The sequence below is a fragment of the Embleya hyalina genome (assembly GCF_003967355.1).
GTDB classification, from domain to species: Bacteria; Actinomycetota; Actinomycetes; order Streptomycetales; family Streptomycetaceae; genus Embleya; species Embleya hyalina.
On record NZ_BIFH01000066.1, the window covers coordinates 1261 to 24052 of the forward strand.

General features: G+C 71.1%; 19 protein-coding genes. 4 read left to right on the top strand and 15 right to left on the bottom strand.

Annotated features, from left to right (window positions below; translation table 11 throughout):
• Positions 1–232: 232 nt before the first annotated feature.
• Positions 233–520, bottom strand: a complete 288-nt coding sequence (locus EMA17_RS50540) for a hypothetical protein (protein ID WP_126643975.1) — start codon at positions 518–520, stop codon at positions 233–235.
• 866 nt (positions 521–1386) lie between these two features.
• On the opposite strand from EMA17_RS50540, the gene EMA17_RS50545 reads away from it, so the two are divergent.
• Both EMA17_RS50545 and EMA17_RS50550 read left to right on the top strand, forming a co-directional pair.
• On the top strand, positions 1387–2280 hold the full coding sequence (locus EMA17_RS50545) for a helix-turn-helix domain-containing protein (protein WP_126643976.1): 894 nt from the start codon (positions 1387–1389) through the stop codon (positions 2278–2280).
• Positions 2281–2639: 359 nt separating this feature from the next.
• Entirely contained in the window at positions 2640–3434 is a 795-nt protein-coding gene (locus EMA17_RS50550) for a metal-dependent hydrolase (protein ID WP_126643977.1), read from the top strand.
• Positions 3435–3447: 13 nt separating this feature from the next.
• Here EMA17_RS50550 and EMA17_RS50555 read toward each other — a convergent pair whose 3' ends face one another.
• From EMA17_RS50555 to EMA17_RS50580, 6 genes are all read right to left on the bottom strand, one after another.
• A complete protein-coding gene (locus EMA17_RS50555) occupies positions 3448–4620 on the bottom strand; it encodes an ABC transporter permease (RefSeq protein WP_246127470.1) in 1173 nt (390 codons plus the stop codon).
• A 74-nt stretch (positions 4621–4694) separates the two neighbouring features.
• Complete coding sequence (locus EMA17_RS50560) at positions 4695–5426, bottom strand: ABC transporter ATP-binding protein (protein WP_126643979.1); 732 nt, start codon at positions 5424–5426, stop codon at positions 4695–4697.
• The gene (locus EMA17_RS55105) at positions 5423–6277 is read right to left on the bottom strand and encodes a peptidoglycan-binding domain-containing protein (protein WP_246127472.1); all 855 of its coding nucleotides are present in this window, start codon (positions 6275–6277) and stop codon (positions 5423–5425) included. Before EMA17_RS55105 ends, EMA17_RS50560 begins: the two co-directional genes overlap by 4 nt.
• Positions 6278–7137: 860 nt before the next feature.
• Entirely contained in the window at positions 7138–7638 is a 501-nt protein-coding gene (locus EMA17_RS50570) for a hypothetical protein (protein ID WP_218043287.1), read from the bottom strand.
• A 194-nt stretch (positions 7639–7832) separates the two neighbouring features.
• Complete coding sequence (locus EMA17_RS50575; protein ID WP_246127473.1) at positions 7833–9446, bottom strand: sensor histidine kinase; 1614 nt, start codon at positions 9444–9446, stop codon at positions 7833–7835.
• Positions 9443–10141 (bottom strand): response regulator transcription factor, encoded by a 699-nt coding sequence (locus tag EMA17_RS50580; RefSeq protein WP_126643982.1) that lies wholly within the window; start codon positions 10139–10141, stop codon positions 9443–9445. The genes EMA17_RS50575 and EMA17_RS50580 overlap by 4 nt, the downstream gene beginning before the upstream one ends.
• A gap of 132 nt (positions 10142–10273) precedes the next feature.
• On the opposite strand from EMA17_RS50580, the gene EMA17_RS55715 reads away from it, so the two are divergent.
• Entirely contained in the window at positions 10274–10396 is a 123-nt protein-coding gene (locus EMA17_RS55715) for a hypothetical protein (RefSeq protein ID WP_281290643.1), read from the top strand.
• 107 nt (positions 10397–10503) lie between these two features.
• Here EMA17_RS55715 and EMA17_RS50585 read toward each other — a convergent pair whose 3' ends face one another.
• The 7 genes from EMA17_RS50585 to EMA17_RS50615 form a co-directional block, all read right to left on the bottom strand.
• Positions 10504–12117, bottom strand: coding sequence for an FAD-dependent oxidoreductase (locus tag EMA17_RS50585; RefSeq protein WP_126643983.1), 1614 nt, complete (start codon positions 12115–12117; stop codon positions 10504–10506).
• Between the two features lie 112 nt (positions 12118–12229).
• Positions 12230–13315: a LacI family DNA-binding transcriptional regulator gene (locus EMA17_RS50590; RefSeq protein ID WP_246127475.1), complete on the bottom strand. Its 1086-nt coding sequence runs from the start codon at positions 13313–13315 to the stop codon at positions 12230–12232.
• An 88-nt stretch (positions 13316–13403) separates the two neighbouring features.
• Positions 13404–14690, bottom strand: coding sequence for an enolase C-terminal domain-like protein (locus EMA17_RS50595; RefSeq protein ID WP_246127477.1), 1287 nt, complete (start codon positions 14688–14690; stop codon positions 13404–13406).
• The gene (locus EMA17_RS50600) at positions 14687–15634 is read right to left on the bottom strand and encodes an NAD-dependent epimerase/dehydratase family protein (RefSeq protein ID WP_126643985.1); all 948 of its coding nucleotides are present in this window, start codon (positions 15632–15634) and stop codon (positions 14687–14689) included. The genes EMA17_RS50595 and EMA17_RS50600 overlap by 4 nt, the downstream gene beginning before the upstream one ends.
• 52 nt (positions 15635–15686) lie before the next feature.
• Complete coding sequence (locus tag EMA17_RS50605; protein WP_246127484.1) at positions 15687–16571, bottom strand: carbohydrate ABC transporter permease; 885 nt, start codon at positions 16569–16571, stop codon at positions 15687–15689.
• The gene (locus EMA17_RS50610; protein ID WP_174861552.1) at positions 16568–17524 is read right to left on the bottom strand and encodes a carbohydrate ABC transporter permease; all 957 of its coding nucleotides are present in this window, start codon (positions 17522–17524) and stop codon (positions 16568–16570) included. Before EMA17_RS50610 ends, EMA17_RS50605 begins: the two co-directional genes overlap by 4 nt.
• Positions 17525–17606: 82 nt before the next feature.
• Positions 17607–19025, bottom strand: a complete 1419-nt coding sequence (locus tag EMA17_RS50615) for an ABC transporter substrate-binding protein (RefSeq protein ID WP_126643986.1) — start codon at positions 19023–19025, stop codon at positions 17607–17609.
• A 335-nt stretch (positions 19026–19360) separates the two neighbouring features.
• Between EMA17_RS50615 and EMA17_RS50620 the strand changes: the two genes are divergently transcribed.
• Entirely contained in the window at positions 19361–21748 is a 2388-nt protein-coding gene (locus EMA17_RS50620; protein ID WP_126643987.1) for a hypothetical protein, read from the top strand.
• 128 nt (positions 21749–21876) lie between these two features.
• Here the strand turns inward: EMA17_RS50620 and EMA17_RS50625 are convergent, their stop codons facing one another.
• Positions 21877–22377 carry a hypothetical protein gene (locus tag EMA17_RS50625; protein ID WP_126643988.1) on the bottom strand — a complete coding sequence of 167 codons (501 nt, stop codon included), beginning with the start codon at positions 22375–22377 and terminating at the stop codon, positions 21877–21879.
• Positions 22378–22792 lie beyond the last annotated feature (415 nt).

Genomic DNA, 22792 nt, shown 5'->3' on the forward strand with positions numbered 1-22792 from the left:
AGCCCCGCACCAGCCGGCCCGCATCCACAAGCGCAACGCCCGCCGGGAACGCCCAGCCCACCCGGGAAGCCTCCCCCGCGCACCCAACCCACCCACCCCACCCGCCCTCCGAACGGCACTCGGCGCGTCGGTGCGTCGGGCGTCGGCGCGTCACATCGCGAAGCCCGCGCGGGACGGCGGGCTCCTATTCGTGGCGGTCTGATTCGGAGGGGCGAGGGTTCGAGCAATCCGGTCAGAAGGGCCGAGTCGGGAAGACGACCGGGTCGGGGACGAGTTCGGATGCGGGGGCGTCGTAGAGGGCGCGGTCCGACCAGCGGCGGACGGTCAGGATCGGTCCGTCCCCCCTCTCGCCGGTCCGGACCCCGATGACCTCACCGCTGTCCCGCCAGCGAGTCTCTTCGCGACGTACGCGGGAGCCGACCTCGAACGTGTCTGCGGTCAGAGCAGGTTCTGGTGGGGTCGCGTGTTCGACGGGCCCGGTCGCGGGCGCGATGAAGCGAATGGTGGAGTCTCCGGTCATGGCTGGATTCCTTTCGGGTTGGCTCCGCCGAGCAGGCGACAGGAGCACTTGGGCATCGACGCACAGGCGTCGCCGGACACACGAACGGGTTCCGCCCCGAACGTGCGACCCGCCGACGCGGGAGGCGCCCCGATGCCGAGAGAAGGCGTGAACGAGCCTCGACACCGGGGCAGTTCAAGGACAGGACGGACGCCGGAGTCGGGTGCCGTGGATGCGACCCGGCGCCCCTCCCCCACCACGACCGGCCCGGAGGCAGCCGGCCATGGGGCATTCCCGATGCATGCGCCCACCGGGCAGAGATTGGCTCAACCACCCCCGCGCAGAGGGCAGTTGGCGAGCGGACAATCGCATGGTGGATCACGCTGCCACCACGGCGCCTTGGCAAATCGACGGTGACGTTCAGGCGGTACGACGACGCGAGTGCCTGACTCGTCGATCCGATAGACCGCCAACATGATCCAACTGCCGTGCACATCGACCTCCCCGCCGAAAGACTCGTGCCGCGATGGATCCGAACTCGCCGAACTCGCCGAAGCCGCCGAAATCCTTTCCGAGGCAGCAGACATCGCCGTTCCTTAACGTCGAACCCATGGGGTCGTCGGCACACGGACGGCCAACGAGACACGTCGACTGTCACCGATCAGCGGGATTCCCGCCGCGATGTGCGACCGACACGGCTAGCATGCCGGCAGGGACGTCATAAACGGGCATGCAGAAGGAGATTTCGGTTCCTCATCGATACGCGAACTGTGCATTCACCACGGGTGTTTCGCGGATCGGCGGAGGATCCCGCTCCGGCGCAGAACGCGCTACGCCCACGCAGAACGTTCGCCCAGGGCCGAGTCCACCCGTGGAGAGGAAGCCAGATGAACGGATACATCGAAACAGCAGCCCCGGCTCTATGCCGCCTCCAACTCGCCACCGAGTTGCGGCGGCTCCGGCAGGAGGCCGGGTTCAACTCCAGCCAGGTCGTCAGGAGACTCCGGTGGAGTCCGTCGAAGCTGACGAGGCTGGAGTTCGGCGACAACTCGATCGTGGAGCCTGACGACGTCACCGCCCTCTGTGCGATCTATGGGACCGGCGCAGAGACACGAGCACGCCTGGCCGGCTTTGCAATGGTGACCAGGACACGCGAGGACGCTTGGCCGTTCGCCGACTACCAACCGATCATGCGACCACGTATCGCCGCACTCAGCGGCCAGGAGGCGCTGGCCGGTATCAGCAGGAGCTTCGAAGGGCAATGGATTCCCGGATTGCTGCAAACGGAGAATTACATCCGATCCATCCACGAGGTCGCGACCGAACGCTTCAGCCCCGAGGAGATCGAACGCGTCATCTCGGTGCGCCTGGCCAGAAGCCACGTGCTACATCGAACAGATGCACCGCTCAAGCTGTTCCAAGTCCTCGATGAGCCAGTGTTGCGGCGGCGCGTCGGGAGCGCGGCGGTCACCAGAGAGCAACTACTGCACATCGCCGAGATGACGTCTCTCCCCAACGTGCGACTGCAAGTCATCCCTTTCGAGGCGGGACCACATACCGGAATGACCGGCGCCTTCACCGTCTTCCAGTTCCCGCAATCCACAGGCATGCGCTCGATTGTCTACAAAGAGAGCCTGATCGAATCATGGGTTGTGCGTCGAGACGACGAAGTCGAGCTGTACAACACCGCATTCGCCGAACTGCAAGGAATTGCACTGAGCCCTAGCAAATCGCTCGACATGATCCACAGGGCAGTGAAGGAGCTTGATGAGCATCCGTGAGATACGGACACCCACGCACGGTTGACTCGACTCCGGCCGCACCAACGACCAAGGCGGCATGCGTGTGGAAAGCCGCCCGTGCCCCGGACCACGCGATGGCCACGCGGCGGCCACGCGACTCATTGCCTCCTCCGAGGCGCTTCCTCTTCCACGCCCGTTCCCGGTAAGGCTTCCTCGACGTGGTGAAGTGCCGGGCATGAACCCTCGTGGGCGTCGCATGCGGCGGCCCGCCCCCAACCGTGAGGTGGGCCACAGGTGTTGCCCGGTGCGTCCGCGCAACCTGGCATGATCGCCACCGATAGGCTGCCTCCACTGTGCGGGCTCGGGGTTCGCCCGGGCACCAAAGGAGTACCAACCGCATGATGGGACCGGCCCATTCGCTGTCCGGAGCCTGCGCCTGGATGGCCGTCGGAGCCGCCGCCGACGCCTACGGCCAACCGATGCCCTGGCCCGTTCTCGTGGTCGGCGGCCTGATCTGTGCCGGCGCCGCCCTCGGTCCGGACCTGGATCACAAGGCGGCGACCGTCTCCCGCTCCTTCGGGCCGATATCCATGGTCCTCTGCGGCGTGGTCGACGCCCTCGCGTCCGCCACGTACAAGGCCACCCGCATGAAGGGCGACCCCCGTCGCAGCGGCGGCCACCGCACGCTCACCCATACCTGGGTCTGGGCCGGACTCGTCGGCCTGGCCGCCTCCGCCATCTGCGCCTACGGCGGCCGGTGGGGCGTGCTGGGTGTGCTGTTCGTGCACATGGTCCTGGCCATCGAGGGACTCCTCTGGCGCGCCGCCCGCCTGCACAGCGACATCCTGGTCTGGCTGCTCGGCGGCACCAGCACCTGGATGCTCGTCGAAATCCTCAACCGCCCCGGCAACGGCTCCGATTGGTTCTTCACCGGACCCGGCCAGGAGTACTGGTGGGTCGGTCTCCCGATCGCCCTCGGCGCGCTCACCCACTGCATCGGCGACGCGCTCACCGTCTCCGGCTGCCCGATCCTGTGGCCGATCCCCATAGGCCGCAAGCGCTGGTACCCCCTCGGCCCTCCGAAGTCCATGCGCTTCCGCGCCGGCGCCAAGGTCGAAGTCAAGGTCCTGATGCCCCTGTTCATGGGCGCCGGCGGCCTGGGCGCGGTGAGCGCCCTCGGCTACCTGGGCTGACGACCCGCCGACGTCATGCCGCCGCCAGCGCTTCGGTGGGTGCCAGGTGGGCCGCCCGCAGCGCCGGATAGAGCCCGGCACAGACGCCGACCACCAGGGTCGCCACGAGCCCGCCGGCCATGGCCCAGGGAGGCACGACGGCGGGCCAGTGTCGGTACGTGCTGTATCCGACCGTCGCCGCCGAGCCGAGAAGGATGCCACCGGCGCCGCCGAGGACCGACAACAGCAGCGCCTCGGACAGGAATTGCGTCCCGATGTGGCCCCGGGTGGCACCGAGCGCGCGGCGCAGGCCGATCTCGGCGCGGCGTTCGAGGACGGAGATCACCATCGTGTTGGCGACGCCGACCCCGCCGACGAGCAGGGCGACCGAACCCAGCCCGACCAGAAGACCGTTGAGCGCGTCGTCGGCCGCCTCGCGGGCGGCCAGGGCGTCGGAGGGGCGGGACACCTCCACCTCGTTCGGGTTGGCCGGGTTGGCGGTGGCGCCGAGGACCGCGGCGACGTCGGCGATCGACGCGTTGTCGGCGCGGGTGTAGACGGTGGTCGGGTTGCCGTCGAAGTCGAGGTCGCGCCGGGCCTCGGGCCAGCCGACGAGCGCGGCGGTGTCGAGTTCGGCGGCCAGCGGCGCGGGGGCGAGGATGCCGATCACGGTGAACCACCGGCGACCGAGCCAGACTTGCACGTCGGGCCCGGGCGCGCGGACGCCCAGTCGCGCGGCGGCGACCGGCCCCAGCACGACCGCGGGGTAGCCCTCGTTCGCCGGGTTGAGCCAGGTCCCGTGGGCGAGGGATGTGCCGACGGTCGCGGGGAGGTCGAGGCGGGCGGCGTATACGCCGATGCCGCCGGATTCCTGCGGCGGGATGCGGTCGTTGCGGTAGACCTTGGCGCCGGTCTTGCCGATGGCCGAGACCGCTTCGACCGGGCCGATGCGCGCGACCATGGCGACGGCGTCGGGGGGCAGGCCGGCGGCGGCGCCGGTGGCGGTCTTGCCCGGGGCGGCGGTGAGCAGATTCGTACCGAGCGCGTCGAGGCGGCGATCGAGGTTCTCCCGGCCGGACGCCGACACGCCGACCACGGCGATCAGCGCCGCGACGCCGAGCGCGATGCCGAGCGCCGACAACAGGACGCGCGTCGGCCGGGTGCGCAGTCCGGCGCCGCCGACGCGCAACACGTCGGCGGCCTTCATGCGGGTCGGCCGGGGCTGGGACCGCGGCCGGCGTACCGGTCGAGGCCCGAAAGCGCGGGCGGGGCGGGTTCGGCTCATCGCAGGGTCTCCATGTCCGCCACGTCCACCCCATCCGCCACGTCCACCACGTCCACCGCGCTGTCGTGCACGATCCGGCCGTCTCGGAGGGCGATGCGTCGGGGCACGGCGGCGGCGATGTCCTGGTTGTGGGTGATGATCACCACCGCGGTCCCGTCGTGGTGGAGTTCGCGGAGCAGTTCCATGACGACATTCCCGGAGTGGGAGTCCAGGGCGCCGGTCGGCTCGTCGGCGAGCAGCAACGGAGGATCGCCGAGGACGGCGCGGGCGATGGCCACCCGCTGCTTCTGTCCACCGGACAGCTGATGGGTGTGGTGCCCGACACGATCGGCCAACCCGACCCGGTTCAGCGCCCTTTCGGCGAGTTCACGACGCCGTCGGCGGGCCACGCCCCGGTAGAGGAGGCCGTCGGCGACGGCGTCCACAACCGGGCCCGGAGGGAGGTGGAACTGCTGGAAGACGAAGCCGATGGTGGTGGCGCGAAGGGCGGACAACCGGCGGTCGGTGAGGCTGTCGAGATCGTGCCCGACGATGCGCACCGTGCCGCGACTCGGCCGGCTCAGCGTGCCCATGATGGTCAGGAGCGTGGACTTGCCGGACCCCGAGGGGCCGACCACCGCCACGAGTTCCCCCGGCACGACGGTGAGGTCGGTGGCGTCCAGCGCGGTGACGGTGCCGTAGTCCTTGCGGGCGGCGGCGAGTTCGACGAGCGGACCGGGCGCGGTCATCGCGGCACCACCACGGCCAGGCCCTGGGCGATGTCGGGACCGGACACTTCGACACGACCGTTGACGAACATGCCCGGCGTCACCGGACGGTAGTCGCCGGGGCTTCCGGGGGGTCCGGTACCGACGACCTCGATCGCGTAGCCACCCTCACGCAGTGCCACCAGCGCATTGATGGGCACGGCGAGAACGTTGGACCGGGTTTCCGCGACCAAAGTGACCTCCACCGGCGCGGCCTGGAAGCGACCCAGCCTGTCCTGCTGCGGGACGGCGAGGACCACGGGGAGGGTGGCGTCCTGGGGACGGGCCGAAGTCCCTTCGGCGGGGCGGCCATTGCCCGCACCGGGTGGGGCCGAGGCCGCGGTGCCGATATCGGTGACCCGGGCCTCCGCGGTGGTGCCGTCGGGCAGTTTGACCGTGGCCGTGGTGCCGATTTGCACGAGGTCCTCGTACTGGACGTTCAGGTCCACGGCGACGGTGCGCTCGGTGCCGGTCCAGGTCAGCACGGGCCCCGCCGCGGCGCGGCCGGGAACCGCGGCGACCGCGGCGACGCGACGGGCCCCGGGCGCGACGACCGCCCGGCCGGGCCCGAGGATGCCGGTGTCGGGGATACCGAGATCCCGCTGCCACTTGCGCACGGCGTCGGCCGTCCCGGAGGTGTAGTGATCGTCGACGGTGAAGCCGGTGTAGCCGAGTGCGGCGAGGTTGTCCTCGACGACCCGAACGTCCTGACCGTCCATGTCCGCGGACAAATCCCGATACAACGGCGTCGAGCCGTACAGCAGCGGCACCGGATGTTCGTCGACCGCGTACACCGGCTTGCCGCGTTCCACGACGGCCCCGGGAGCGGGCAACCAGGTCAGCCGTCCACCAGCCGTCTGCCCGTCCGCGATCTGCCGATCAACCCTCCGCCCACCGGCCGACTGCCCACCCACGGTCGGCCCACCGGCCGACTGCCCGCCGGCCGTCTGCCCGCCGGCCGTCTGCCCACTGATCGTTTGCCCGCCGCCTGCCGCCCCACCGACCGCCTGCCCACCACCCGACGACCCGCTCACCGTCTGCCCGCCGGCCACCTGCCCCCCGAGCGTTTGCCCGCCGACCGTCTGCCCACCGCCGGTCGGGCCACCACTCGTCTGCCCACCACCCGACGACCCGCCGACCGTCTGACCGCCCGCCGTCTGCCCCCCGACTGCCTGCCCACCGCCGGACGACCCACCAACCGTCGACCCGCCAACCGTCGACCCACCCCCTGTCGACCCGCCCCCTGTCGACCCACCGACAGCCTGCCCACCGCCCGTCGACCCGCCACCCGTCTGCCCACCGGCCGTCCGACCGCCCACCGATTGTTTGCCGCCCGTCTGCCCCTCGACTGTTTGTCCACCAGCCGTCGGCCCACCGCCGGTCTGTCCACCGCCCGTCTGTCCACCGCCCGTCGCGCCGGCGCCGGTCGAGCCGGCGCCCGTCTGCCCACCGGCCGACTGCCCGCCCAGCGAAGGGTGTTCGACCGACGTGGCAACCCCATATCCCAGCGTCCCCGGTACCGTCTGGGACCGGACGAGGGTCACCCGGTCGACGGTCGCCGTCGCGGGCCGCTCCGCCGCGGAAGGGCGGCCATCCGTCGTTGTCGCGCCGATGACGCCGGTTGCCACCGCGCCCACCGCGCCGACCCCGGCCACGATCGCGGCCGCCACCATGCCTCCCCGGAGCCGGCGGTTCACTTCGAACCGCCCGCGGGTGCGGCGGCCTGGCACTTCTGCATCGCGGCCGCGAACCCGGGCGCACCGGTCGGGAAGGAGCTCTTGTCGAATCCGTCCGGCCCCGGGTCGTTGAACGCGATCCCGGCATCGCGCATGCACCGGGCCAGTTGCCGCATCGCCTCCAACTGCTTCTCGGTCGGCTTCGAGCCGTCGGCGATGGACTGCGGAGCCTTGTCACGGCACACCTGCATCGCCTTGCGGACGGTCGGCGCGTCCGCCCCACCACGCAGAGGTCCGAGATCGAGCTTGCCGGTACCCGGATCGGGATCCTGGACCGGGACACCGTTGTCGCGCATGCACTTGGCGAAGTCCCGGGCGCGGGCCGTGTCGTCGGATCCGGACCCGGATCCGGACTTCTCCCCGTTCGCGGCGCGTCGCGTTCCGCCGTCCGCGCCGGCGACCTTCTTGCCTTCCGAGCCCCCGCCGCCGCAGGCCGCCGCGGCCAGGACGACAACCACCGCGGCCACCACGGCCCCCCGAGCGCGCAGCGGACGCCTCCCGGCCGGTCGTGTCGGGTCCGATACCGGTCGGACGGCCGGTGGAGGCGTCAGGAATCGCATCGTCGGTACTCCTCGATCGGTGCCGCCGGCGACTGTCGCCGGGCACGCGGACGATCCTGCGCGTCGCGCCTCGGGAGGGCCTCGGCTCCGACTCAAAGTGAGCCGGCAGTCGACGGAGGGTCGGCCGGCCCCTCCGCGAGGGGGAGCAGGAGACGGAACACCGCGCCCGCCGCCGGGCCCGGCCCGGCCAGTTCGACCCGCCCACCGTGGGCGGTGGCCACGGCGGCGACGATCGCCAGGCCGAGGCCGGCCCCGCTGCCGCCGCCGTGTCCGGACCGACCGCGATACAGCCGGTCGAAGACATGGGGGGCGTGCTCGGCGGGAACCCCGGGCCCCGTATCGGCGACCTCGACGACCGCGACGGCCTCGTGCGGGGCGAGTTCGCACCCCGCGCCGGACACCGCCGCCACCTGCTCGGCAGGAGCCGCGACGCCCACCCGGATCCGGATGTGCGCGCCGTCCGGGGTGTGCCGCACCGCGTTGGCCAGCAGGTTGCCGATCGCCTGACGCAGCCGCGACTCGTCGCCGGCGACGACGGCCGGCACCAGGATCCGGTTGTCCTCGTCCAACGCGGCGAGCGTGAGCGGACGGTCGGGAGCACTCACCCGCACCTCCGGCAACAACTGCGCGGCGAGATCGAGCAGATCGACGGGACCGAGGTCCAGGTGCGGATGCTCGTCGAGCCGGGCGAGGTTCAGCAGGTCGTCGACGAACCTCCCCAGACGGGCCGCCTCCGCCTCGATCCGGGCGAGGCCGTCGCCGGGGTGTCCGGTATCCTCTCGCCGGCGTCGTTCCAACTCGGCGAACCCGCGAATGCCGGTCAGCGGAGTCCGCAACTCGTGCGAGACGTCGGACAGGAACCGGCGCAGCCGCTGCTCGGATTCGCGACGGGCGGCGATCTCGCTGTCCACGCGGTCGAGCATCGTGTTCATGGCCAGGGCGAGACGCCCCGGCTCGGTACGCGCGTCCGCGTCCGGCACCCGTCGGGCGAAGTCGCCCGCGGCGATCTGCCCGGCGACCACCTCCATCCGGGTCAGCGGGCGAAGCCCCGCGCGCACGGTCGCCCACGCGGCGACGCCGAGCAGTGCGAGGGCACCGAGCGTGACGACCAGGTCGATCCGCACCATGCGCCGATAGGTCGCCTCGACCGAATCCATCGACGTGGCGGCCACGATGAGCCGGGCGCCGTCCCGGTCGGCCCGTACCCGGATGCGCCACGCGCCGCCGCCGTCCTGGTCCGGCACGGTGAACGCGCCTTCGCCGACGTGCCGTTCGAGTTGCGTCCGGCTCGGCAGGCGTGGTGCGCCGACCGCTCCGTACGGGAGGTTCTGCCGGGTGCCGTCCGGCCCGATCAGGTAGATCCGCGTCTGGTTGCCGGACCATCCGCCGATGAAGCCCTGAAAGCCGTTGTCGGCACGTCCGGCGCCGTCCTTCAACGCCTCGCCCAGGAGCCCGTCGTTGCCGGGCTTGGCCACGAACGACCCGCCGCCGACCGCCGACAACTGCCGGTCCACCCGTTCCACCAGGTACGCCCTGAGCAGCATCAGTCCGGCGGTGTTCGCGGCCAGGAGGGCCACCGTGGTCAGTACACACGCGATCACCGCCAGCCGCACCCGCAGACTCCACCCGCGTACGGCGGCGATCCGGGCCGCGGCGGCGCGGACCATGGCGCCGCGGACCGCTCCGCCGCCGCCCGTGCTCGTCACACGTCCTCCGGCGGCAGGCGCAGCGAGTACCCGACCCCGCGCAGCGTATGCAGCAGGGGCGGCCCGTCACGGTCGATCTTCCTGCGCAGGTAGTAGATGTAGCTCTCGACGATCCGCCCGTCGCCGCCGAAGTCGTAACGCCACACCCGGTCGAGGATCTGCGCCTTGGTGAGTACGCGGCCCGCGTTCTCCATGAGGTAGCGCAACAGCCGGAACTCGGTCGGCGACAGGTCGACCACCCGACCGGCGCGCCGCACGATGTGGGTGGCATCGCTCAGTTCGAGGTCGGCGAACCGCACCACCTCGTCCACCGGCGCCTCGGAGCCGGCGCGGGTCCGCCGCAGGATGGCCCGGATCCGCAGCACCACCTCCTCCAGGCTGAAGGGCTTGGTGACGTAGTCGTCGCCCCCCGCGGCCAGGCCGGCGATCCGGTCCTCGACGGCATCGCGCGCCGTCAGGAACAGCACCGGGACATCGTGCCCGTCGGCACGGAGCCGCCGTGCCACCGCCACACCGTCGAGATCACCGAGCGTGATGTCGAGAACCACCAGGTCGGGCGCGGCGGCGGACACGGCGGCCAGCGCCGCCCGCCCGTCACCGGCCACCCGGACGTCGAACCCGATCAGCCGCAGGGTTTGGGCCAGCAGGTCCCGAATATTGGGCTCGTCATCGACAACCAGAACAGACGCAGTCACCGTTCATGTGTAACGCGCCAACCTCAAAGAATCCTCGGAGCCCCACCCGCACCACCATCCACCACGCCATCCTCGCCGACGCGTCGCTCGGGTATCGACCACCGGACCCAACCTCCCCCGCCGGCACATGCAATGCTGGAAACCGCCGGCAACTTCCAGGGGGACCCCATGATCGAGCGACTCCACCGATGGACCTGCTACTGGATCGAACTCCTCCAGCGCCACGACGCGACTGCGGAGAACACCGGCTCCTGAGACGAACACCGGCTCGAATCCGGCGAACCCGCCTGCGAGCCGACCCGCCCCGCCGTGGGCGCTCCGCCGGTACACCCTCCCGGCGGGGCGGCTCACGGGCAAACGACTCAATACCCCGCCGGAGCCGGCCACCGTCTCTCCACCCCGCCCGCCTCCAACTCGGCGGCGAACTCGGGGAACAGCGACGGATCTTCGCGCACCGCGTGTGGTTCGACGCCCCGCCGCAGGCAATACGCCGCCAGGTGGCCGGCCACCTCGCCCACGTTCCACTCCACCGGGTGCAGCCGGTAGCACCCGTTCGAAATGTGCGTCGTGCCGATGTTCTTGCCCGCCGGCAGCAGATTCCGCATCCGGATCGGCAGCAGCGCGCCCAGGGGGATCTCGAACGGCACGCTGGCCACGTCGATGTAGTTGTCGCCGCCGGTCGACGGATGCAGATCGATCCGGTAGGCGCCCACCCCCACCGAGTCGGGGAAGTGGTGGATGGTGTCCCCGCCCAGGATGTCCCGGGACACGTGATGCTCCGTCACCGTGCTGACCGCGCGAATCCGCCGCGACTCGCGCACGTACGCCGACTTGGCCAACCCGTCGGCGGTGCCCACCACATCGTGCCGCAGCCGCAGGCCGGGATACCCCCGGCCGCCGTCCGGACGCGGCGCCTCGGTCTGGAGCCAGTACAGCACCGACAGCGACAACTGCTTCGCCTCGCGGTGCGCGGCGGCGGCCTCGTCGGCGCCGACCTCGATGATCGGCCGCAACCAGTAGTCGTTCAACGGCCAGTTCACGAGCGTGATGTCCGAGTCGACCGCGCCCGGCTCGAACAGCCCCTTGGCCAGGATGCGTCGGAACAACCACAGGTCGTCGCCGCCCGCGTTGGCACTCTGGTCGGCGGTGATCGCCAGCGGATCCCCGGCCGGGCTCGGATCGAACGTCCGGGCCTCGGGCTTCAACGTGCGCGGATCCGGCGCGAGGAAGCCCAGCAGCGGCCCCGGCCAGAAGTCCGGTCGGTACGAGCGCCAGAAGTCGTAGTCGGCGGGCCGGTCGATCACGTGGTTCTCGCCCTCGTGGTGCGAGACGGCGAAGCAGTAGGTGATGCCCTGCATGTTCAGCGGCTGGTATTCGCCCGGTGCGCTCGGTTCGCCGTGCTCCTCCCGGGACTCGGCGCCGGTCACGTACTCCGCCTTCGCCAGCGGCAGCAACTCGCCGGTCTCGGTCGCGTCCAGGACGTAGTCCGCCGTGACGGTGTGCGACTCCTCGGTCCGCAGACCCCACAGGGTCACCCCGCACACCCGGTCGCCCTCGGTGAACACCTCGGCGGGCACGTGCTCCAGGAGCACGCGCAGCCGCCCGGACGCCAGATGCGGAGCCAACATCGCCTGCAACACGGCCAGCGCGACACGCGGTTCGTGGCAGAGCTTGCTCACATAGCCGGCCCCCGGGTTGAGATCGCGCCGCCGCGCCGCCGCGCCGGTCAGCGGATACCAGGTCCGGTAGTGGTCGCGAATCGCGGTGCGCAGTTCGCGATAGGTGGCGGTGGCGCCGTAACTCTCGATCCAGGGATGTTCGTCCGGCGGCACGGCCTGCGCGGTGAGTTGGCCGCCGATCCAGTCGGTCTCCTCGGTGAGCACGACCTTGCGACCCGCGCGGCACGCGGCCAGCGCGGCGGCGACTCCCCCGAGTCCACCGCCGACGACGAGTATCTCGGTCTTGATCTCGGACATGGTGCAGTCCTCCGTGAACGGAATCGAATAAGCATGTGCAACGCCGAACGAACGCCGAACAGGGCGCACGGACATCGCCGTTCGACCGAACGGCCCGCGAGGATCGACGAACTCAGCGCACCCGGGCGGCCGTCCGGCCGACCTCCAGCGCACAGCTCATCAACTGATGCCTGCGCAGTTCGCCGTCGGCCCCGTCTCCCGCGATCAACCCGGTGAGCAACCGCACCGCCGCCGCGCCCATCTCCCGTCGCGGCACCACGAATCCGGTCAGCGCCGGCGGTCCCTGCTCCGTGTATTCGGGGGCGCCGAGGGTGGCCAGGGACAGGTCCTCGGGGAAGCGGTATCCCGCCTGCGAGGCGGCGGCCAACAGCGCCCGGTGCGCCGCGTCGGTGTCGGTGGCCTCGGTGACGATCGCGGTCACGCCCCGCTCGTACCAGCCGCGCAGCCGATCGGTGGTCAGGTCGGAGCCGTCCGTGCGGACCACGGCGCCCTCGTCGAGCGCGAGTCCGCACGCGGCCATGCCCCGCCGAAAGCCCGCCTCGCGGTCCACGGCGCTGATCGCGTCGTCGAGTTCGCGCACGTACAGGATGTCCCGATGGCCCAGCTCGGCCAGGTGACGGACGACCTCCGCCGTCGCCGTCACGTAGTCCGCGCCGACATACGGCAGCCGGTCGCCGAAGTCGTCGTGTCGGCCGAGGTAGACCACCGGCAGATCGGTGGCCAGCAGCCGCTCCATCTCCCGGATCGGCAGATGCCGACCCATGAACAGGCAGCCGTCGGCCAGCCGGACCCGGTTCAGCACCTCGGCGTGCGGTCGTTCGCCGGTCACGCTGGAGGCGATGAACATCAGCAGGTCGTAGCCCTGAATCGCGGACTCCTGCTCGATGCCGACCAGGAACGGGTGGTAGGCGTGCGACATTTCGGTGGGGAAGGTCGCGGTGAACGTGTACAGCCCGAGCAGGTTGTTCTGCCCGGCGGCCAGTCGCTTCGCTATCGGGTCGGGCACGTAGCCGAGTTGTTCGGCGGCGGCCATCACCTTGCGCCGGGTCTCGTCGGCGATGCCCACCGCCGCCGAGCCGCCGCTGAGGATCAGGGACACCGTCGGCTGCGAGACGCCGGCCAAGCGGGCGATGTCCGCCTGGCGGGGCCGGTTCGTCCGCGAACCGGCCGGCCGTCCCGGCCCGCCGCTCGGCTTCATGTCATCCTCCAAGTGCCCGGCACCAACTGCCGTCTAATACGCATCAGATCACGATGGGGATCGAGTATATCCAGTAACGGTGCGTGATTCACGGAGCTTCCAACCCACCGTCGGGGCGCCGCACGCGGGCCGCCCAACGCTCGTGCAGGTGGGTCTGCGGCGGATACTTCGCCGCCTGGGCCTCGTCCAGATCGACGCCCCAGCCGGGCCGGTCCGAGGGGACGAGATAGCCGTCCACCGTGCGCGGCGTGCCCGGGAAGACCTCGTGCACCCGTTCGGGGTAGACGTGTTGCTCCTGGATGCCGAAGGCGGCACTGGTCACGTCCAGCGTCAGGTTGACCGCCGCGCCGACGGGCGACACGTCCGGCGGACCGTGCCACGCGGTACGCACCCCGGTCAGCTCGCACAGCGTGGCCAACTTGCGAGCCGGGGTCAACCCGCCCACCGCCGAGACGTGAACACGCAGATAGTCGACACCGGCGGAGGTGACCAGGCGGGTGGCGTCGGTCATCGAGGTCACCAACTCGCCCGACGCGATCGGCATCGGCGCCGCGGCGCGCACCTCCGGCAGTCGGTCGAAGTGCTCCGGCGCGAGCGGGTCCTCCAGGAAGAACAGCCGGTACGGCTCCAACGAACGGGCCAGCCCCACGGCCTCTTTCGGAGTGAGCCGGTTGTGCGCGTCGTGCAACAGGCCGAGTTCGTCGCCCAATACCTCCCGGGCCCGCTCGAACAGGCGTGGCGTGGTGCGCAGATAGTGGCCGACGTCCCAGCCGTCCGGGTACGGGCTGCCGGGATGGCCCCCCGGCGTGCCCTCGGCGCCGTACGTCCCCAGCCCCGGGCCGCCGCACTGCAACCGCACGTGCCGGTAACCCTGTTCGGCCAGCGCCGCGGCCCGCTCGATCGACTCCTCGACGCTGCCGCCCCGGGCACCGGTGTACACCGCCGCGCCGCCGCGCACCCGCCCGCCGAGCAGTTCGTACACCGGCACACCCAACCGTTTGCCGGCGATGTCCCACAACGCCTGGTCGATGCCGGACAGCGCGTTGTTGTGGACGGGTCCGCCGCGCCAGTAGGACGAGAAGTGCAGCAGCCGAAAGATGTCCTCGATGTCGGCCGGATGCCGACCGACCACCATCGGCCCGAGATGTTGCTCGACGGCCGCGGTCACCGCGTGGAAGCGCTGGGTGAAGGTGGCACATCCGAGCCCGTACAGCCCGGGCTCGGAGGTGTCGACCCGCACCACCACGAGCGGCACCCCGCCGGGCGCGGTCACGACGGCCCGCACCGAGGTGATCCGCAACGAATCCCGCGCGGCCCACGGCGCCTGCGTCTCGGGCATCGGCGCCGGCGGTGTCGAAGTCTCCGGCTCGGTCATGGGTGACGCTCCTGTGAAAGCGGGTTCGGGTTCGGACGAGGCGACTCGGGCGGCCCCACGAGGCGCCCCGAGTCGGGCGGGTCGAGCCCCGCCACCGGATACGGATACCGCGCCGTGAAGCCGAGCAACGCCCGGCCCGGAGCCAGGTCGATCGGCACCGTACGGCCGGGAAATTCCGCCCGGCGGGGCACGTCCGGCAGATGCGCGGCGAGCAGGTCGGCGGTGGGCGCGGCCATCAGCGTGTCCGGTGCCGCCACGAACAGCACCGGCGCACCCGTCACCGCCGGCGCGGTCAGCCCCAGGACGCAGGCCCGTGCCGCGTCGCGCAGGTCGAGGTAGCTCCACACCTCCGAGGCGCCGAGCGCCGGATCCGCGGCCAACCGGGCGGCGTGCGCGGCGAGTCGCTCCGGGTCGCCGAGGAACGGCAGGCGCAGCGCCACCGCCGTCATGCCGTGCCGCCGATGCATCATCGCGGCGGTGGCCTCGTCGACCTGCTTGGACAGCGCGTACGGATCCTCGATCAGCAACGGCAACGCCGTGTCGAACGGCAGATGGGCCGGCTGCGGCCGAGGCGTCGAGCGGGCGAACGGCAGCCCGGTCACGGACAGGCTGCTCGCCACCACCGCACGCCGCACCCCCGCCCGCCCGGCCTCGTTCAACACCACGAACGTGGCCTGCGTGTTCGTCGCGAACACCACCTCGGGAGCCGCCACTTCGGGCGACGCGAGCGCGGCCAGATGGATCACCGCGTCGACCCCGCGAAGCGCGTCCGCCACCACCTCCGGATCCCGGGCGTCACCGACCACCACCCGACCGACCCGCAGCGCCCCGACGTCCTCGACATCGCCGACCACCAGCGCGGTCACCGGCACGCCACGATCGGCCAGTTCGGCCGACACGGCCCGTCCGAGGCGCCCGGCGGCCCCGGTCACCAAAACTCGCATCACCGAGACACCCCCGCGCGCACCATGGGCCCGCGCGCCACGCGCGACCCGCTCACTTCAACCCCGTGAACGCGATCCCGCGCACGATCTGCCGCTGGAAGACCAGGAACACCACCACCGGCGGGATGATCGCGATCAGCATGCCCGCGATCAGCAGGCTCTGGTTCGAGGTGTCCGCCAGCCTCGGCAACGCCACCGCCAGCGGCTGCTTTTCCGTGTCGGTGATGGCGATCATCGGCCACAGGAAGTCCTTCCACGCGTTCATCACCGCGAGCAGCGACACCACGGCCAGGATCGGCCGGGACATCGGCAGCACGATCCGGGTCAGGATCCGCCACGGACCGGCACCGTCCAGGCGAGCCGCCTCCAGGAGTTCCTTCGGGATGCCGTCGAAGAACTGCTTCATCAACAGCACGTTGAACGCGTGCGCACCCGCCGGCAACCACACCGCCATCGGCGTATTGGCGATCGAACCGCCCGTGAGCGGCAGGTCCTGGATGGTCAGGTAGAGCGAGACCATCGACACCGTGCCCGGCAGGAACAGCGTGGCCAACACCGCCGCGTACACGTACCTGCCGTAGAACGGCCGCAGCACGGACAACGCGTAGGCCCCCGTCACCGCCACGAACAACTGCACGAACCACGAACCACCCACCAACACGACGGTGTTGGTCAGATAGCGGCCGAGATCCAGGCTCGTCCACGCGGTCGAGATGTTCGACCAGTGCGCCTCCTCGGGCCACAGCGCCAACGGATGCCGCAGCGAGTCCTGGGTCGAGGAGATCGAACCCTTGAACACCCAGTAGATCGGACCGGCGCCCTCGATGATCAGGGCCGCGATCAACAGCAGTTGGGTGGTCCCGAGCCCGAACCGGGTGATCGGCCGTCGGCGTTCGGCCTCGGACATCACGCCCCTGCCACCGGCACCGGTACTCATTTCGTCCCCCACGCGCGGGTGAGCCGCAGATAGATCGCCGACAGGACCGCGAGTACGGCGGCCAGACTCACGCTCAGCGCCGCCGCCGCGCCGTAGTCGCCGCTGACGAACGCGTAACGATAGATGAGGAGAAGCACGGTGACCGTGGAGTCCTCGGGCCCGCCGTCCGTCAGCACGAACGGCTCGGTGAACACCTGGAAGGTGTTGATCACCTGGAGCAGCATCATGATCAGCAACACCGGGCGCATGTGCGGCAGCGTCACGTGCCACAACCGGCGCCGCACCGAGGCACCGTCGAGTTCGGCGGCCTCGTACAACTCGGTCGGCACACTCGCCAGCGCCGCGAGGTAGATCAACACCGCGCCGCCCGCGCCCGCCCAGGTCGCCTCCACCACCAGGCTCGCCATCGCGGTGTCGGCGGACTGCAACCACGGGTACGGGCCCAGGCCGACCTTGCCCAACATCTCGTTGAACAGGCCCGCGTCCGGGTCGTAGAACCACTTCCACATCAGCACCGCCACCACCGGAGGCACCGCCACCGGCAGATACACCAGCACCCGCATCAGCCCGGCGCCGCGGCGCAGCTCGGACATCAGCACGGCCAGGAACAGCGGCAGCGGGAAGCCGATCAGCAGCGCCAGGCCGGTGAACACGAGGGTGTTCGTGACCGCCTTGCCCAACAGCGGGTCGTCCAGCAGGGTTTGGTAGTTGTCGAACCCGACCCACGTGGCCGGTTCGACCAGGTTCGTCTGCTGGAAACTCAGCAGCAGGCTCCGGATGATCGGCCACCACGAGAACAGGCCGAACACCAGCACCGTCGGCAACAGGAAGAGCACCGGCACGAGATGCCGGGCGCCGCCGCGCCACCGCGCGATCCGGGAGCCGGGTGGGCTCGGACGAACCGCCGCCGCCACGACCGGGACGCTCTCCGGAGCGATGGTCGACGTACTCACGACGGCCCCTCGACTCCGCGCGGCGCGGCGACCCGCGCCCCGAGCCGGCGGCCGACCCGCGCTTTGCACCGCCCGCGCCCGGTCACGGCGCCTGCGCCTTCTCGACGACCGGCCCGAGTCGATCCGCCGCCTTGGCCAACTCGGCCCGCGGATCGGCGTCCTTTCGGGTCAGCACCGCCTGCACCGCCGTATCCAGCGCGCCGTACAACTCCTGTGCGGCGACCGGGGGTTCGACCTGATATTCGAGCTTGCCGACGCCGGCGACGTACGGCGCGAAGTTCCCGGTCGGGATGTTCGTGTGCCTGCCGATCGCGACGTTCACCGGATCGGACACCGCCGCCGAGTAGAACGGCAGCGTGGGCAGCCCGACCGCGAGCTTGTCCGCCGCCTGGGCGACCGCCTGTTCCTCGGCCGCGGCCGGGTCGTAGGCGGGCTTGAGGTAGAAGTAGTCGATCCACTTCACCGCCGCGGTCCGCTGCGCCGGGGTGGCCTTGGCGCTGACCACGGCCATCAGGCCGCCGAGCAGCGTGGACCGGCCGCCGTTCTGCTGCGGCAGCGCGGCCATGCCGAAGTCGGCGGGCTTGCCGGAGTATTGGGTGATGTAGCGGTTGTAGCTGTTGACCGTGCTGATCATCATGCCGATCTTGCCCGCGGCGAAGTCCCGTTCGGCGTCCTGCTGGGTACGCAGGTGGTTGTTGCCCATCGAGTCGTCCTGCCAGCGCATCGCGGCCAGTTGCCCCAACGCCTTCTCCGCCGGACCGTCGAGCAGGGCCGGCACATACGTGTCGCCGACCTTCTTCTCCATCGAACCGCCGAAGCCGTAGGTCATCGCGGTCAGGATCCAGCCGCCGGTGTTCTTGACGGTCATCTGCGTGTAGCCGGTGGCGCCCGTGTCGGAGATCTTCTTCGCGGCGGCGCGGACCTCGTCCCAGGTGGCCGGCGGCTTGTCCGGGTCCAGGCCGGCCTTCGTGAACAGGTCGCGGTTGTACACCAGTCCGAGCGCGTACTCGGTGACCGGCAGCCCGAAGACCCGGCCGTCGGCGGCGGTGGCCGGGGCCAGCGCGCGCGGGTCCAGGTCCCCCGCGTGCGGCAACGCCTTGAGCTCGGCCCCGAGATCGGCGATCTGCTTGCGGGCGATCAACCCGGGCGGCTCCGTCAGCGGAACGGTCAGCACCGTCTCGGCGTTGCCGCCGGCCAACCGGGCCGCGAACGTGCGTGCGTCCCACTGGGTGTCGGTCGGCTTGACCTTGATCTTCGGGTTGGCCTTCTCGAACGCCGCGACGGCGTCCAGGAATTGTTGCCGCGTCTTGGGCGACGTGGTCGCCGGCATGCCCGCGACGGTGATCGTGGTCTTGCCGGAGGAACCGGCGCCGGACGATCCGGACGAGCCGGACGAACAACCGGCGGTGCCGGCGACGAGCGCCAGCGCGAGCGCTCCGCCTCCCGCCACCACCCGCCGACGTCGACGCCGGAGCGTACTGACCGGAACTGACTCGGTCACGGGTACCTCCCTGGGTCCTGACTAGGCCTGCTCCGGATCTGGCCCCGGAGCCGATGGGGTCGTATCTAATTCGCATTAGGAGGAGGTGTCAAGGGGGTTGCGGGCAGGTTGCCCGACCCGGCGAATCAGACATACGACGGTCTTGACGCCGCCGATGGATCGAGGTACACATTCGCTCTAATCCGCATTAGGCCGGCGTGATCGCCCGACCGCCCTACCAGACACCACTGCCGCCGCTGCCGCTGCCGTCGCGGTGCCTCGGCCGCGCCCGCCGGGCCCTGCCGCTTCCGCCGCTCCGGGTACTCCGCCGCCCTCGTCGCTCGGGAAAGGGATCCATGTCCGCCGACCAACACAGCCCCGAATCACCCGACGCCACACCGGACCATCCCGCCCACGCCCCCCGCGCCGGCCTGCACCGACGCGGCTTCCTCACCGGCGCCGTGGCGACCGGCGTGGCGGGCGTGGCCGGAGCGGCCGGAATGGCCGGGGCGGCGACACCCGCCTCCGCCGGCGCCACGACGGCCACCCCCGTCACCATCTCCGCCCCCGGCATCTCCCTGACCGCCGGCCTCGACGGACAGATCTCGATCCGCGACGGCGCCGGCACCGAACGCGTCCGGCTGACCAGGTTCCTGACCAAGGACACCGTCGCCGGCCTGCAACCCACGACCGGCGGCACCCCGTCCCCGATCACCCTTGCGGACGGCAGACCGGCGATCCGGGTCGACTACACCCTGGCCGCCGCCGCGAACGGCATCACCGTCCGGGCCGTCCTCGACGTCACCCCGAACCGCGCGCATCTGCGCTGGGAGGTCGGCGGCTCCACCACCCTCGTCCCGGCCGGGTTCATGTTCGGACGCACGGTGCTCGCCCCCACCGCGCCGGAGACCTTCGTCGCGCTCACCGCCTGGAACCGGGACGCCGGCGGCGGCATCCCGTACGAGACCAACACCGGCGTGGTCTACCAGGAGACCTGGGCCGACACCAACGCCTACTTCCGCCTCGCCGCCACCACCCCGGCCTGGACCAACGCCACCTGGATCCACGCCCCGGGCACCGTCACCCCCACCGGCGCGGTGACCGAGGCCGACCTCGTACTCGGCGCGATGCGCCCGGCCGCGGCCGGCACCACCGGCTCCGGCCGGCCGCTCGGCGTCGAGGTGTGGACCGACCGCCCGTTCTCGCTCTGGGACCAGGGCGGCGTACCGATGCCGCTGCACGCGGAGGTGGCCAACGGCGGCACCACCGCCCGCCCGGTACAACTCTCCTGGTGGGCGAGGGACTTCGACGGCACGGTGCTGGGCAGCGGCACGGTCTCGGGCACGGTCGCCCCCGGCGCCACCTGGACGCGGACCTTCACCGTCACCGCACCGGCGCAGGGCATCGTGTTCACCGAGGTGCGCGCGACCTCGGGCCCGGACGAGGCGTTCGCCCGCACCAACCTCACCGTGCTCCCGCCGTTCGACTACCAGGCGGGCGCGGACAGCATGTTCGGCATCGCCAACTACCCGTGGCTGCTCCAACCGTCCACGCCGGCCGTCCTGGACCTGATGCGCCGCATCGGCATCAAACGCGTGCGCATCGCCTACGACGGCGGCCCCGGCCTGCCACCCGCCACCCTGGACGCGGCCGGCCTGGCCCACAACATCGAACTGGCCGGCATCCCGCTCGGCGGCACCACCGCCCAGATCGCCGCGTGGGCGGACACCAACACCGCCAAGGCGATCGGGGCGAACGCCGACTGGTTCGAGGTCGCCAACGAGATCAACAAGCCGTGGATGAGCGGCCAGACGGCCGCCGCCTACGTCCGCGACGGACTGCACCCGGTCCGCGACCGGCTGACCGCGGCGGGGGCCCGAACCAAGGTGCTCAACGCGGGACTCGCCGGGATGGACTACGTCTGGACGGAGAACTTCCGCAACGCCGGCGGCTGGGATCTGATCGACGGCTTCGCCTTCCACCCCGGCCGGGGCAACTTCACCCCCGACTACGCCCCGGCACCGGCCGACTGGACGATGGGCGACAGCGGCACCTATTGGAACTTCCTCGGCGGACTGCGCAAGGCCCGCGAGGTGATCGCCGCGTACGGCCCGAAGGAGTTGTGGCTGACCGAGGCGTACGCGTGCACCAAACCGAACAGCTGGTGGCACGACACCTACCGGCACGCCGCCGAGAACGTACTGCTCACCCTCGCGCTGGCCAAGGCCGAGGGCGTGCGATGCGTGAACTGGTACCAGCTGCACGACAGCGTCCTGGGCAAGCCGCAGTGGGCCGACCCGGCGAACTCCGAGTACCACTACGGCCTGATGCACCGCGACCTCGGCGCCAAGCCGTCCATGCTGGCCTACGCCACCGCCGCCCGGGTGCTGGACCGGGCCACGTTCGTCCGATGGTTGACGCCGGCCGACCCGGACCTCAAGGGCCTGCTGTTCGACTCCCCCGACGGCCCGATCTCGATCCTGTGGAGCCGCAAGGACGGCTACATCCTCAACCCGACCCACCCCACCGACTCCGGCTGGTTCGCCGCCCCCGAACCGTGGGTGGACCCGTGGCCCACCAAGACGACCCTGTCGGTCCAGGCATCCGGCACGACGGTCCGCGAGGTGGACTGCATCGGCCGTGAGCGCACACTGACGGCGACGGGGGGACGGGTGGGGGTACGCCTGGACGGGGCACCCCGGATCTACCACGGCCTCACGTCGACGCCGGAGGCGACCGCGTAGACGCGCGGGCGAGCGGGCCGTCCGGGACGGCGACGCGTGGACGCACGCGTCGCCGTCCCGGCAGCCGTCGCGAACGGCCGGGGCGTCGGCCGGCCGTTCGCTCGACTGGTCCGCTCAACCGGGTCCGCTCAGCTGTACAGCAGCGTCGGGCTCAGCGGCGCGCGCGCGACGCAGTACCAACCGGGCCACCCCGGGAAGAGCACCCGCAGGCTCCAGTTGGACGGCGAGGGCGGCGGACCCGAGATCACGTCCGCCAGCGGCTGGCCGACCCCGATGGTGCCGCTGACCTTGGGAATCGCGCCGAGATTGAACACGGGCGCACCACCCGGATACGGCGGATTGACGGCACCGTCGTAGACCACGCCGCCGCTGGGCCCGTTGAAGATCGCGGTGGTGTTGATCGAATTGGCCGGGAAACCGGCCGAAATCGGCGGAGCGGAGATGGTCACCTTCAACTGCCCGCCACCGGTGAAATAGGTCACCTTGGCGGGGAACGCACGACCCCTGGCGTCCACACAGTCGTAAGGGGCCGTCGAGGGCCCGCCCGCAGAGGCGGATCCGACGAACGTGGTCACGGCGGCCAGTGCACCGGCACTGGCGAGCGCAGCAATCCTCACACGCTTTGGCATGACTGACTCCCGGGGTTTCTGGGCTGGACCCGAACCGTACGAAGGAGCGGAAGCACTGCGAACCAATTCCACACAGGGCACGACACACCCATCCACGCCCACCAAGTACAGCAACCCACACCCAACCTGACAAGCACCCGAACCCGTTGGCGCGATCCGTCAAGTCCCCCTGAAACCCGACCAGTTACCACCCAACTCAGACACGAACGGATCAGCGCGGCGGAGTCGCGCGGCGAACCAGACGGGGGCACCAAACACGCATGGCGAGCGGGTCAGCGCGGCGGAGCCGCGCAGCGAACCAGACGGGGGCACCAAACACGCACGGCGAGCGGATCAGCGCGGCGGAGCCGCGCAGCGAACCAGACGGGGGCACCAAGCGCGCATGGTGAGCGGATCAGGGCGGCGGAGTCGTGTT